Origin of the sequence: Candidatus Villigracilis vicinus (genome assembly GCF_016702885.1) — a bacterium.
Taxonomy (GTDB): domain Bacteria; phylum Chloroflexota; class Anaerolineae; order Anaerolineales; family Villigracilaceae; genus Villigracilis; species Villigracilis vicinus.
This window is the reverse complement of record NZ_JADJDD010000018.1, coordinates 17346-30784: the sequence shown is the minus strand read 5'-3', so window position 1 is coordinate 30784 and position 13439 is coordinate 17346. Positions and strand designations below refer to the sequence as shown.

General features: G+C 50.0%; 12 protein-coding genes. 11 read left to right on the top strand and 1 reads right to left on the bottom strand.

Translation table 11 applies throughout. The features are described 5' to 3' along the window. The 9 genes from IPG80_RS14035 to IPG80_RS13995 form a co-directional block, all read left to right on the top strand. Nucleotides 1–335: metal ABC transporter permease (locus tag IPG80_RS14035; RefSeq protein ID WP_345107894.1), on the top strand; the 335-nt coding region annotated here is incomplete at its 5' end. Further along, nucleotides 218–796, top strand: coding sequence for a metal ABC transporter permease (locus IPG80_RS14030; protein WP_345107896.1), 579 nt, complete (start codon nucleotides 218–220; stop codon nucleotides 794–796). The genes IPG80_RS14035 and IPG80_RS14030, both read left to right, overlap by 118 nt. 170 nt (nucleotides 797–966) lie before the next feature. Beyond that, nucleotides 967–1410, top strand: coding sequence for an SRPBCC family protein (locus IPG80_RS14025; RefSeq protein WP_345107892.1), 444 nt, complete (start codon nucleotides 967–969; stop codon nucleotides 1408–1410). Between the two features lie 8 nt (nucleotides 1411–1418). Beyond that, complete coding sequence (locus IPG80_RS14020; protein ID WP_345107890.1) at nucleotides 1419–1844, top strand: SRPBCC family protein; 426 nt, start codon at nucleotides 1419–1421, stop codon at nucleotides 1842–1844. Nucleotides 1845–1949: 105 nt separating this feature from the next. After that, a complete protein-coding gene (locus tag IPG80_RS14015) occupies nucleotides 1950–3446 on the top strand; it encodes a M1 family metallopeptidase (protein ID WP_345107889.1) in 1497 nt (498 codons plus the stop codon). Nucleotides 3447–3469: 23 nt separating this feature from the next. Further along, the gene (locus tag IPG80_RS14010; RefSeq protein WP_345107888.1) at nucleotides 3470–5050 is read left to right on the top strand and encodes a M1 family metallopeptidase; all 1581 of its coding nucleotides are present in this window, start codon (nucleotides 3470–3472) and stop codon (nucleotides 5048–5050) included. Between the two features lie 163 nt (nucleotides 5051–5213). Further along, the gene (locus IPG80_RS14005; RefSeq protein WP_345107886.1) at nucleotides 5214–5891 is read left to right on the top strand and encodes a 2,5-diamino-6-(ribosylamino)-4(3H)-pyrimidinone 5'-phosphate reductase; all 678 of its coding nucleotides are present in this window, start codon (nucleotides 5214–5216) and stop codon (nucleotides 5889–5891) included. 49 nt (nucleotides 5892–5940) lie between these two features. Further along, nucleotides 5941–6699, top strand: coding sequence for a GTP cyclohydrolase II (ribA, locus tag IPG80_RS14000; RefSeq protein WP_345107884.1), 759 nt, complete (start codon nucleotides 5941–5943; stop codon nucleotides 6697–6699). Beyond that, nucleotides 6699–7367: an SDR family oxidoreductase gene (locus tag IPG80_RS13995; RefSeq protein WP_345107882.1), complete on the top strand. Its 669-nt coding sequence runs from the start codon at nucleotides 6699–6701 to the stop codon at nucleotides 7365–7367. Before ribA ends, IPG80_RS13995 begins: the two co-directional genes overlap by 1 nt. A 154-nt stretch (nucleotides 7368–7521) precedes the next feature. Here IPG80_RS13995 and IPG80_RS13990 read toward each other — a convergent pair whose 3' ends face one another. After that, a complete protein-coding gene (locus IPG80_RS13990) occupies nucleotides 7522–8334 on the bottom strand; it encodes a DNA adenine methylase (RefSeq protein WP_345107880.1) in 813 nt (270 codons plus the stop codon). A 267-nt stretch (nucleotides 8335–8601) separates the two neighbouring features. Here IPG80_RS13990 and IPG80_RS13985 point away from each other — a divergent pair, with 267 nt between their 5' ends. Then, nucleotides 8602–12507: a PAS domain S-box protein gene (locus IPG80_RS13985; RefSeq protein ID WP_345107878.1), complete on the top strand. Its 3906-nt coding sequence runs from the start codon at nucleotides 8602–8604 to the stop codon at nucleotides 12505–12507. A 71-nt stretch (nucleotides 12508–12578) separates the two neighbouring features. Beyond that, nucleotides 12579–13439 carry an alpha/beta hydrolase gene (locus tag IPG80_RS13980; protein ID WP_345107876.1) on the top strand — a complete coding sequence of 287 codons (861 nt, stop codon included), beginning with the start codon at nucleotides 12579–12581 and terminating at the stop codon, nucleotides 13437–13439.

Genomic DNA, 13439 nt, shown 5'->3' with positions numbered 1-13439 from the left:
AACCTCTCACCTACGAATTCATGCAGCGCGGACTGCTCGCCTCCGTCATTGTCGGCGTGCTTTGTGCTGTGATGGGAACCTATGTTGTCTTGCGCGGCATGGCATTCCTGGGCGACGCGATGGCACATGCCATTCTGCCCGGCGTAGCCATTGCCTACATCCTAAAAGGGGATTTGCTCATTGGCGCAGGTGTCGCCGCGGTTGCGTCGCTCTCACCATTGGTCTCTTCACCAAAGACGGAGCCGTCAAAGAGGATACTGCCATCGGTATTTTGTTCGCAGCGGCGCTATCCCTGGGCGTGGCACTCATCAGCACCATGCAAACCTACGCCGTAGACTTGTCCCACATCCTCTTTGGAAACGTGCTCGGCGTCAGCGCCTCGGACTTATGGCTGATCGGCGGGTTGAGTATCGCCATCCTGCTTACAGTGGCAATACTATACAAACCCTTCCTCGTCATTTCCTTTGACCCTGTCCTTGCTGCAACCTTGAGATTGCCCGCTGAATTGCTGCGCAACCTGATGCTTGTCTTGCTGGCACTCACTGTTGTCGTCTCTCTGCAAACGGTGGGAGTCAGTCTCGCCGCTGCCATGTTGGTAACCCCTGCCGCAACCGCATATCTGCTCACCCGCCGCCTGCTGCCGATGATGTTCGTTTCCGCAGCGATCGGCGCTTTATCTTCAGTGATCGGGTTGTATCTTTCGTATTACTTCAATATCGTCTCCGGCTCCGCCATTGTATTAACTGCTACGTTGTTCTTTCTGTTTGCCTTCATTTGGAAGCGATTTAGAAAGTAATACATGACCGCAGGTGAAAGACCGCCGACTATGGACAGCCGTCCGCCGTCGGCGGTCTTTTTATATAGTACCAATGGTCAACTGCCAAATCCCCCTTAAGTTCATTGTGAGAATGAGCAGCATCCATATAATCAACGTTACATTTACTTATCATTCCAAGGAGAAAAATCATGGCAGTTCTTGAAGCTTCACTTAATCTTAACAAATCTGCGGCGGAGATATTTGCATACATCACCGACCTCAATAACCAGCGCAAAATGAGCCAATACATCACCGAGATCCGCGTGGATGGTCCGCTCAAGGTCGGCAGCCGCTACACCGTAGTATCCAATGCCGCCGGTCGCAATCTCGAATCTGTCAACGAAGTAATCGGCTATGAACAAGACCGCCTCTTCAGCGTCAAAACTTTTGCACCGCCCCCTGCTTCAGACATGGTCAACACCACCATTCTCGAATCCGAAGGAAGCGGCACCAAGGTCACCATGAAGATGGAGGTCAACCTCGTCCCGCCCGGTATGCCCAGTATGCCCGGCATGGAAGACATGATGAAGGGACAAATGATGGGCTTATTGAACGACTCGCTTGCTCTGTTGAAAAAGAACATTGAAGGATAAGCGTCTCCATGACCATGTATGAGTCATCACTTAATTTCAACAAGCCCTCTGCAGAAGTCTTTGCGTATCTGATAAATTTCGAAAACCAGAAAAAGCTCAATCAGTACATCGTCTCCATGGAAGTCCCGAAGCATATTGAAGTCGGCTCCAAATACAAGATGGTCACCGCTAATGGACCCGTCAAGTTCGAGATAACAAATGAGGTCACGGACCTGCAGCCCGGGCGATTACTGCGTGTCAAAACACACGCCGCACCACCCGTTGAAGAAATGATCACCACCCAGATCCTTGAAGCGGTTGGGAGCGGCACCAAAGTTACCATGCAATTGGAGATGCCTCCCTCCGCACATGGAAAAGAAGATTCGATGAAACAGCAAATGTTGGATCTGATCAATGACAGCCTCACCATGTACAAGAATGACATGGGAGCGTGATCAAAGCAATTTGCGAAAAAGCATTACAGAACCGAGACCACAGCCTCCTGAATGACCGGGAGGCTGTTCCATTATCCCGCCTTAACAAGCGGTAGAATTGCGCCTATGCGTACTCACCAAAAATACTACTTCTTTTTGCTTTTTATTCTGCTTATCCCTGCAGCCTGCACCGCCAAAACCCCCGCAGATGTACCAACCGCCACCGCGCCGGTCTTCGTTACGCTTCCCATCACCGAAACTCCTGCCGGTCCGACAGAGACACCCCTGCCGACCAATACAGCACAGCCTGCATTGGAACGCGCCAAATATACGCTCAACACCAGCATAGATTACGATCTTCACATCGCCAGCATAGACCAGACCATTTTGTATCCCAATTTGAGCGGCAATCAACTCAATACGCTCGTATTGGCGGTCATTCCAAATCTATGGGACGGCAGCTTTGCGCTGACCAGCCTCAACATCGACGGTGAACCGGTCACCACCTATTCACTAAATGGTCAACGCCTCGACATCTCGCTCGCCTCTTTCCTGCCTGCAAACGGTATGACCGAGATCAAGCTTCAATACACGCTGACACTCCCCTTCGCCGAACAGGAAGACCCGAGCATTTCCCGTCCGCGCATTTACGGCTATACCAGCCGCCAGATCAACCTGGTCAACTGGTATCCATTTGTTGTGCCGAACATCAATGGTGAATGGATCCTGCATGACCCGTGGGTATACGGCGAACATCTCGTGTACGACTCCGCCGACCATGAAGTCAATCTCAGTTTTGTCCCATCCGGTCTGACTCCCATCGTCGCCGCGAGCGGATTGCCCGAACCGCAGCCCGATGGCAGCACCCGCTACACCCTCAACGCCGGGCGGACCTTCGCCCTCGCCGCCAGCCGCGACTTCCAAACCGCCAGCACCCAGGTCGGCGAGGTCACATTGACCAGTTACTATTTCCCGTTCAGTGAAGCAGGCGGGCAGGCAGCGCTGCAATCCTCGGCTCAAGCTTTGCAAGTGTATAGCGCCAAGTACGGAGCCTACCCGCACAAAAGCCTTGCCATCGTCATGGGCGACTTCAACGACGGCATGGAATATTCGGCTTTCTATTATCTCAGCCGCGACTTCTACAATCTGTACGACGGCACATCCGCCAACTACCTGACATTTGTTGCCGTGCATGAAACTGCCCATCAATGGTGGTTCGACCAGGTCGCCAACGATCAGGCACTTCAACCCTGGCTGGACGAATCGCTCGCCACCTACTCTGAACGAGTCTATTATGAAAACACCTACCCCGACCTCGTCTCATGGTGGTGGTCCTATCGCATTGACTTCTACAAACCTGAAGGCTTCGTAGACATCCCCATTTATGAAGGACTGGGTTTCCGTCCATACACCAACGCCACCTACTTTCAGGGCGCATACTTCCTTGAGAAAGTCCGTCAGCGCATCGGTGACGAAGCCTTCTTTGCGTTCATACAAGATTATTTCAATCAAGGTCGCGGCAAGATCGTTACCGCCAACGACTTCTTCCGCATCCTGCGCTCGCACGCAAGCACTGACATCTCCGACCTGATCAACCAATACTTCCGCAGCGTTTATCCATAATGAAACATTACGCATTCCGAATCATGTATTATGCAATCCTGGCTGCGCTGCTCGCCGCCTGTGCCGCGCCGACTCCCGCGCCCACACCGCTGCCTTTTGCACAATTCATCCTGCCCACGTACGACCCGAACGCCGCAACCGCCACACCCTTCCAACCGGCAAAAGAAACCAACACCGCCATCTCAACCTATACTGCATCACCGCAGCCAAGCGCGACGTTCAGCCCCACCAACACACCCACGGTGACATTAACCGCGCCTCCCGCCACGCTGACAGTTGCTACGCTTCCCCCAGCTTCACCCGCGCCGACAACGCCGTCCTCAGGGGCAACCTCTTCGCGCACAAATTACATTCTCTTCGCAACGTTCGATTTCGCGAACAAGACCATCGGCGCCGACGAAACCATCCGCTACTACAACAACACGGGCACAGCCCTCTCCGACCTGGTTCTCTCCGTGCAGCCGAATATCTACACCAGTGCCTTCACGCTTAACACCATTGCACAAGATGGAACCGCTCTCACCTCTTATACCCTGAGCGGACAACGCCTGAGCGTAAATCTCAACCAGCCTCTCGCACCCGGTTCTGCCACCACCATCACGCTGAACTTCAATCTCCGAATCCCCAAAAAGGGGTCGGGCGAAGTCTTTGGCTACGACTTCAACCAGATCAATCTCGTGGATTGGTATCCGTTTGTAGTGCCAAATCGCGGCGGCTGGATTTTGCACGACCCCATGCCCTGGGGTGAGCATCTCGTCTATGATGCCTCAGATGTGGAATTGAACATCAAAACAGACTCTGGCGTAACTCTTGCCATTGGCGCTTCTCCCGAAGCCAACGGCGAGTGGACTCGTTACCGTATGTACGGTGCGCGAACGCTTGCGATCTCTGCCAGTAACGAATTCCTGGTCAGCGAGACCACACTTGGCAATATCAGCATCCGTTCTTACTACTTCAGCGGTTACCAAAAAGGCGGCGACGATATGTTGATCTACGCCAGCAAAGCCATCACAACCTATTCAGAACAATTCGCGCCCTATCCACACCAGGCGCTTGCCATTGTCCAAACCGATATGGACGATGGTCAGGAATATGATGGGCTGGTCTTCCTCGCCACTGATTTTTACAGCCAATATACCGGTTCTGCCCGCAGTAATCTAACGACGATTGGCGTGCATGAGATCGCGCATCAGTGGTGGTTCAGCCTTGTAGGCAGCGACCATGCCATGCAACCCTGGCTGGATGAAACTCTTGCCACGTACAGTGAACGCATCTTCTACGAGAATAACTATCCCGCCAATATCAGTTGGTGGTGGCAGTTCCGCATCAACTACTTCAAACCCAGCGGCTACGTAGACGCGACCATCTACGACTACGGTTCCTTCCGCGCCTATACCAACGCTGTTTACTTCCAGGGCGCTCTCTTCATGGACGACCTGCGTGAGCGTATGGGCTATGGCAATTTTTCGAAATTTATTAAAGCTTACGCCACACGGTATGCCAACGGGCACGCCACCAGTGCCGATTTCTTCGCCCTCGCGCGCGAAACCATCAACGTCAATTACGACGACCTGATCGCCGAGTATTTTTCCGGTTCGTATTAACACCACTAACTTTGGGCAGGTCTGTTTCATACTTTTAGAGTTGGGAAACAAATCTCCTAAACATATAATCACTATGAAAGTGACGGTCACTATACAAGTGACTGTCACTTGATTTAAGGCATTGTAAGAGAAGTGCAGTACACTGAGTCTGAGAACAAATCCAATGAACAGACCCTACACCTTCATAAATGTCGCCATGACGGCAGACGGCAAGATCGACACCTTTGCCCGCAAGGGTGCGGCAATTTCGTCTAAACAAGATAAGCAGCGTGTGGATGAACTGCGTGCAGCCGCAGATGGAATCCTTGTCGGCGGAAAGACCTTGCTGGAAGAGCAGCCCAAACTAACGGTCAAGAGTGAAGCGCTGCGTGAGGGCAGGGTAAGGCAGGGGCGTTCACCCAACCCAATAAAGATCGGCGCAGCTACTCGTGCAGACATTCCCCTCGATTCAGATTTCATTAAGGTTGGCGATGCGCGGCGCGTAATATTTACAACTTCACAGACATCTATGTCTCAGCTTGATAATTTGCGCACCGTGGGTGTTGAGGTTTTTGTGGACGAAGCGCCACGCGTTGACCTGCACCAGATGATGCTGACGTTGAAAAAGATCGGCGTAGATCATTTGATGGTGGAGGGCGGCGGGACGATGAACTTCGAACTCATGCGGCTGGGGCTGGTGGACGAAGTGTTGATCTACGTGGCACCCATGATCTTCGGCGGCGCGAACGCTCCCACCCTTGCAGACGGCACAGGGCTGCTGCGCGAAAGCGCGATGGAAATGAAACTCACAGACATCGAACGCTGGGACGATGGCGGAGTTATTTTAAAATACAGATTTTGATAGTGCGATTCACATTCAAAGTGGCTCGCACTTGATTGGAGAAACCATTATGACAACAGACATGCATGAAAAGATACAAGTTTTACTGGAAGAAGATTGCTGCCATGAATGCGAAGGCTACGGTGAAGACCATGTGTGTGTTCACATTGAAGCCATGGCAGAACTACCCACCCGTTTCGGCGATTTTCATATTGTGGCTTTTTCGAACAACAAGGATAACAAGGAACATGTTGCCATCATCAAAGGCGATGTGATCGGCGCAGACGATGTGCCTGTGCGCCTGCACTCTGAATGTTTAACCGGTGACGCCATTGGTTCACTGCGTTGTGATTGCCGCGACCAGCTCGAAGCGTCGCTCAAGAAGATCGGCGAAATGGAACGCGGTATGGTCTTGTACCTGCGCCAGGAAGGCCGCGGCATCGGGTTGACGAATAAAATTCGTGCCTACACCCTGCAAGACCAGGGTCTTGATACCGTGGAGGCAAATATTGCGCTCGGCTTCCGCGACGATGAACGTGATTACGCCGTCGCCGCACATATGATCCATTCACTTAAGATCAGTTCCATCAAATTGATGACCAACAATCCCAAGAAGATCGCACAGCTTGAACAGCACGGCGTGAAGATCAACGAACGCATGCCGCACATCCTGCCGATGAATGAGCACAACATCTTCTATCTCAAGACCAAAGCCGCTAAATCCGGTCATATGATCGACTTCCACGGCAAGGAACACCTGCCCGAACAAAGCGACCGCCCCATCGTGGAGGGTATGACCGAAGACCAGATCAAAGCGTTGTATGAATAATGAATAAAAACATCGTTATCACCGGTGCAACTGGCGCACTGGGAAACCTTGCAGCCAAAACCTTTGCAGGTATGGGACACAATTTGGCATTGCTCGACCGTGACACAGAGAAATTGGAATCCCTCGTCCATGGCTTGAATCTGCCCTCTGAACGCATCTTCTTCCAAACCGTGGACCTGCTCAATGGGCAGACGGTTCAAGACTCCGCCGAAGCTGTGGTGAAAAAATTTGGCAGTGTCCACGCCTTATTCCATCTCGTCGGCGGCTGGACGGGCGGCAAAACCTTTACCGAAACCCCAACCGATGACCTGGAGTTCATGCTCAACCAGCATGTCCGCACCACCTTTAACTTGTTCAAGGCATTTGAAGAACCGCTCTCCAAGAATGGCTGGGGACGTGTGATCGTCATTTCCGCTTCCACCGTGCCCAACCCGCCCGGCAAGACAGCCGTGTACACTGCAACCAAGTCTGCACAGGAGAACATGGTGCTTTCTCTTGCTGCAGAGTTGAAAGAGTCAAAAGTGACGGCAAACATCATCCACGTCCGCGCGATAGACATAGACAACAAAGGCACCGGCACCACGCCCGCCGAGATCGTCTCTGCCATGCAATATCTATTCTCGGACGCAGCAGATAAGGTCAATGGGGCGAGGATTCCGTTGTATTAGAAGGTCCGTCACCCTGAGGGAGCGTTCTTCGCGACCGACACATGCACCGCGCTGCGGATGCAGTGCGGTGAGGGCCTCTGAGTATAGGCGTAAAGATCCTTCGCTATCGCTCAGGATGACAATAAAAACATAAAAAGTGACCGCCGAATGGCGGTCACTTTTTATAATTGTATATAAACAACTCTTTGCCTTTTTCAGCTTTACCTTGTTTGTAATTATTCATCCCATATTGCAATTCCCATTCATGGATATGTGCAAATTTGAAATTATTTCTAATTTCAGGCGAATCGTCATAGGTAATAAGCCACGAATGCTTACAAGTTTTCATTGCTTGGGCAAAATCTTCATGACTAAAATCGGTGTGCAAAATGCCGTTTTTTCCATAAAGCTTTGATTTTGTCGCCACAAGATAGGGAGGGTCTAAAAAAGTAAAAATTGTCTTGCTATCATTATTCAGCAGTTGGCGATAATCAAGATTTGTGATCTTAACACCTTGCAGAAGTTCGCCCATTTGTGCAACCCGCTCAACAGCAGATTGAGTAAAACGCCCTTCAAAGGCTTGCTGGGAAAACCCACCCGCCTCTACCAAGCCTGAAAAAGTAATGCGATTCAAAACAAAAAAACGGACAGCACGCTCTATTTCGCTTAACTTTTGGGCATCCATCGCCACGAGCCTGTCAAATAGATTTCGACCGTTTGTATCATTCTTTTTTATCTTCAACACTTCGCGGGCAAGCATCTCCGAGTCGATTTGGATATGCTTCCAGAAAAAATACAACTCTGGATTGATATCGTTGATCCAAAATCTGACTTCGGGGAATTTCTGCTTTAGGTGGATAAAAAAAGAGCCGCCACCGATGAACGGTTCGCGATATTCCTCAAACTTCCCAGGAATGAAAGGGCTGATCTGAGCAATGGCTCGTGTCTTGCCGCCGGGATAACGAAGAGGACTTTGGATTTTAGGCATAAGGAATTCTTAAATTACATAGCAATGGCAGAATCTTCTAAGGATTTTTGAATGATCTTTACATCTACATCTCAAAGATACCATATCATCGCGAAGAAATGCTTTTGTGACTGTGTAACCTTTTACTTTGTTTACAAAATATTCAAGTAGGGGATTCCCGTATATACGGCACAGGGGAAAAATGAAAGAATCTTCACAACAGAAATTCCCATTTACATGACACTTAAAAACAGATCCAAAAAGTTTCCTGAGCAAAACAGAGGCGGCATGAATACAAAAGTGAAAAGCTTCCTGTCTTTCATCGATCGGCATATCTCTCTTCCTCCCAACCTGCTGGATGAAGTACAAGCTCGTACAGGTCGCCTGCTAAGCATCTATCTTTGGACGTTCATGATCACCATGACGACCGGGTGTTTCATTTTGATTTTGCTCTCTCCCGAGCAGATCTTCCGCCCTCTCTCTATCACACTTACCATCGACTCTCTCTATCTAACCTTATGGATTTTGATAAAACGCGGTTGGGGGCGGCTTGCAAATATTCTCACCATTGGCATTACCTGGTTCTTATTGACAGGTGCCGTGCTAACCGGAGGCGGAGTCCACTCTGCGGCGTATGCAGGATATTTCATACTGACTTTTCTAACAGGCATCACACTGGGTGGTCGCTCCATGGTGCTGGTTGCCGTACTTAGCGGGTTTGCAGGGCTCGGCATGGAATTTTTTGAAAGCAATGGCTTGCTACCCGCAGCCCGTTATCAATTTACCCCTTTTCGCTTTACGATCATTCAAAGCATCATGCTGTTCATCCTGGTGCTTCTGCAATATTACGCAAGCTGGATCGTCAAACAGGCACAGAAGAAAGCACGGGACGAACTAAATGAACGCATGTTGACCGAACAGGCATTATCTGCCAGTCAACAGAGGTTTGCTGCCATATTTGAAAACAGCCCGATCCCTACAGCGCTCACACAGGCAGATAATGGGCATTTGTTGGATGTCAACCCGATGTGGCTAAATTTAAGCGGCTTCACCCGTGAAGAAGTGATCGGCAAGAATGTACTAGACCTTGGCGTCTGGTCCAAGCCTGAAGATCGCGCTCACATGATCGAAATGCTGAAAACACAGGATTATGTTCACAATTTTGAAACCCTTTTGTGCAGAAAAGATAAAGTTCTCCGTAATATTTCAGTATCTGTCAGAAAAACGAATCTAAACGGCATTGACTGCCTTGTGTTTCAAACCCTGGATATAACCGAAAAACTTGCGCTGGAACGTTCGCTATTTGAAAGCAATGAGCGGTTCAACCAGATCGCCATGCACATTCCACAGGTGTTCTGGATCTCTGAACGTATCGGCGGGCTTTCCTATGTCAGCCCGGCGTATGAGACTATTTTTGGGCGGACCATAAATGAGATTTTCGAGGGCGACTACGAATACATAGACATGATCCTGCCGGAAGACCGCCCCATTGTCCAGAATGCGTTCGAACTTCAACTTCGCGGAGAACCCACTCAGGTGGAGTATCGGATTTCACGCCCCAATGGAACGATCCGCACGATCCATGATCGTTCCTTCCCGGTTTTCGATGCAAAAGGTCAACTATTACGAGTCATTGGCGTTGCCACTGATATCACCGAACAAAAACAGGCGGAATCGGAGCGTCGCGAACTGATCGCTACTCTTGAAGATGCCGAGCAGCAAGTGGGGCTTGCCAGCTGGTCGCATGATGTTCTAACCGGAAAAGACAAGTGGAGCCCGCGTATGTTCACCCTGTTTGGGTTTGACCCCCATGGGAGCATCCCAAGCATCCCAGAGTACTTGGAACGTATTCATCCCGAAGATCGTGCAATTCTGGGAGGTGTAATACTTAAAATGATGGAGGGAGGAATAGAATCCAAAGACCCATTTATCTATCGTACCAATCCAGAATATGGGGAAATGCGCATCTTACAACCCTCCTACAGGCTTGAAAGAGGTCAGAACGGGCAGACGGTTAAATTTTACGGAACTGTTCTGGATATTACCGAGCGTACACGCGCAGAGGCGGAGGTCTATAACCGCCAACAGTTGCTGGAAAAAGTCATCCATGCCGGAAAGAACATCACAGCCATCTCTGATTTTGACCGATGTTTACGTGAGATCCACCATAATGTAATCACGAACCTTGGTTTTGATCGTGTCGGTTTATTTTTATACGATAAAGAGACGAATTTCATTCGCGGAACATACGGCACAGATCGAAACGGAAAGATAGAAAGGAACGACTGGTACCAAAGACCCGTTGAAGAATGGAGTTCATGGGATGTGGTCTTGAAAAACCCGAAAGGCATCTCATTGGATAATGATTTTCAAACACAGCACAACCTGCCTCAAGAAAGCGAAATGCATGGCGTGAAGCAGCATGTCACTATCGCAGCATGGGTGGGAGAAACCCCTGTGGCGTTGATCACCGTTGATAATTTAATGACGCAAAGAACGATCACACCGGCAGACCTTGAAGCGCTGCAACTTTTTGCCGGTTATGCCGGGCTGGCGATCGAAAATGCGCGCATGCAAACCGGGCTGGAAAAGCTCGTTGAGCAGCGCACCAACGACGTCCGCCGCAGCGAAGCCACCTATCGCGCCCTATTCGAAGAATCTAATGATGGCATCTTCCTGCTCTCATCTACAGGAAAGGAATTGCAGGCAAACCAGCATGTACTGGACATGCTGGGTTATACACATGAAGAGTATCTGGAAGCGACCCACAATACTCAAAACCCTTTTACAACAGATGCAGATCAACGCGTCGATGCAAACGAAAAATTGGCAGCCATCTTGCGCGGTGAACAAATTGCTCCTTATGAGAGGATCTTAACTAAAAAGGACGGGCAGAAAATCCATGTGGAGATCAACCTTTCTCCCATCCGTGATGAGACCGGGAAGATCATCATGATCCAAAGCCTGGTGCGTGATATCACCCAACGTAAAAAGGTGGAGGAGACCTTACGCCAAGCCAATCTCGAAATGGCGCGCGCCCTGCGAATGAAAGATGAGTTCCTGGCAAATATGAGCCATGAACTGCGTACACCACTTAATGCAATTTTAGGGCTCTCAGAAAGCCTGCTGGATGGCGTTGGCGGCAGCACCACCGCACTGCAGCAGAAATATCTGAATATCATTCGGGAAAGCGGAGTCCATTTACTTGAGTTGATCAACGATATTCTGGACCTTGCCAAGATCGAATCCGGGCAGATCCAACTCAACCTCAAGGAAGTGAATATCCGCCAGATTTGCGAAGCCAGTCTACGCATTGTGGACCAACTGGCAAAAAAGAAGCACCACAAAATGGACTTGTTTATCGCAGATGGTGATGTTCCTCTCCTGGCAGATGAGCGCCATCTCAAACAGATGATCGTCAACCTACTTAGCAACGCCATCAAATTCACGCCGAATCATGGCGCGATCGCTATAAAAGTAGCGACGGATCCAGCCCACAATATGGTATCCATCGAAGTTTCAGATACAGGCATCGGCGTGAAAGAAGAAGATTTGGAACGACTCTTCAAACCTTTTGTGCAATTAGACTCTGGGCTGGCACGCGAATCCTCCGGCACCGGACTGGGATTAGCGCTTGTGGCGCAAATGGTGCGCTTGCATGGCGGTGGTGTGAAAGTCATCAGCGAGATAGGGAAGGGGAGCAACTTTATTCTGTCTCTGCCTTTGACTCAGGCTATGAAAAAAAGAAACACCCCCAATCCTAAAGCGGCAACTCCAGGCATCGCAACGCAAGACGTAAACAAAAATAATTCCGTTATATTGATCGCCGAAGATACTGAAAGCGCAGCCATGATGATCAAGGATTTCCTTGAAGCTTTCTCCTTTACCGTAGTGAGCGCTAATAACGGCGCTGACGCAATTGCAAAAGCAAATACGGTTCACCCAGATCTTATTTTGATGGATGTGCAAATGCCCGGCATGGATGGGATTGAAGCCACCCGTATACTCAGACAGCAGTCGGAGTTTCAAACAACCCCGATCCTGGCTCTCACAGCACTTGCCATGACAAGTGACCGCGAACAATGCCTGGCAGCTGGCATGAATGACTATATAAGCAAACCCGTTGTATTACGAGAGTTATTGGCAATCATCCAAAATTATCTGAAGAGAAAAGAAGCGCCTGATATTTCCTAAGCGGCACACATCACCACATACGGTCTGACCTCTCTCGCAAAAGCGAGACGTTTTCCGTTATACTCGCGCCCATGCACAGCCAATTCATTCAAACCAATGGAGTCAAACTCCATGTGATGACCGACGGACCGGCAGAGGGAACGCCGGTCATTTTATTGCACGGCTTTCCTGAGTTCCATTATGGGTGGCGCAAACAGGTCACAGAGTTGGTGGCGGCGGGCTTTCGCGTCATCACACCGGACCAACGCGGGTATAACCTCTCGGATAAACCGCGCAGTATCCGTGCCTATGATGTCAACACATTGGCAAAAGACATCGTTGGGATATTCGACCATTTTGGGATTCAAAAAGCGCGGCTCGTCGGGCACGACTGGGGAGCCGTGGTGGCATGGACGGTAGCATTGAACCACCCCGAACGCCTGGAAAAATTGACCATTCTCAATGTGCCGCATCCTGATGTGATGCAGCGTTTCATTTTGGAGAATGCCGAACAACGCAAGAAATCCTGGTATGTATTTTTCTTTCAGATTCCTTTCTTTGTAGAATGGATTTTGCGCCGTGACGATTACCGCAACATGGCGCGTATGCTGGTCGGCTCGGGACGCAAGAGCACCTTTCAACGCAGCGATATTGAGGAATACAAAAAGGCATGGTCTCAGCCCGGCGCGTTGACCGGAATGCTGAACTGGTATCGGAATATTTTCCGGGGAAGTCTGCGATCCATTTTTCAAAAGAAATCTGCAAGGCGGGTGAGCATCCCTACGTTGATATTGTGGGGCAAGAACGATGTGGCACTCAGCCATGAAATGGTCCAGCCATCGCTGGAGTTATGCGATAACGGCTCGGCGGTCTTCTTCGAGAATGCCACTCATTGGGTGCAGCATGATGAAGCCAATAAAGTCAACAAAAAACTGATCGAATTCCTGAGGTAA

Excerpts from the sequence above, each read along its gene's own strand:
- IPG80_RS14015 (WP_345107889.1), top strand. The coding sequence starts at position 1,950 with ATGCGTACTCACCAAAAATACTACTTCTTTTTGCTTTTTATTCTGCTT.
- IPG80_RS13985 (WP_345107878.1), top strand. The coding sequence starts at position 8,602 with ATGAATACAAAAGTGAAAAGCTTCCTGTCTTTCATCGATCGGCATATC.
- IPG80_RS13990 (WP_345107880.1), bottom strand. The coding sequence starts at position 8,334 with ATGCCTAAAATCCAAAGTCCTCTTCGTTATCCCGGCGGCAAGACACGA.
- IPG80_RS14020 (WP_345107890.1), top strand. The coding sequence starts at position 1,419 with ATGACCATGTATGAGTCATCACTTAATTTCAACAAGCCCTCTGCAGAA.
- IPG80_RS14005 (WP_345107886.1), top strand. The coding sequence starts at position 5,214 with ATGAACAGACCCTACACCTTCATAAATGTCGCCATGACGGCAGACGGC.
- IPG80_RS13995 (WP_345107882.1), top strand. The coding sequence starts at position 6,699 with ATGAATAAAAACATCGTTATCACCGGTGCAACTGGCGCACTGGGAAAC.
- IPG80_RS14010 (WP_345107888.1), top strand. The coding sequence starts at position 3,470 with ATGTATTATGCAATCCTGGCTGCGCTGCTCGCCGCCTGTGCCGCGCCG.
- IPG80_RS13980 (WP_345107876.1), top strand. The coding sequence starts at position 12,579 with ATGCACAGCCAATTCATTCAAACCAATGGAGTCAAACTCCATGTGATG.
- ribA (WP_345107884.1), top strand. The coding sequence starts at position 5,941 with ATGACAACAGACATGCATGAAAAGATACAAGTTTTACTGGAAGAAGAT.
- IPG80_RS14025 (WP_345107892.1), top strand. The coding sequence starts at position 967 with ATGGCAGTTCTTGAAGCTTCACTTAATCTTAACAAATCTGCGGCGGAG.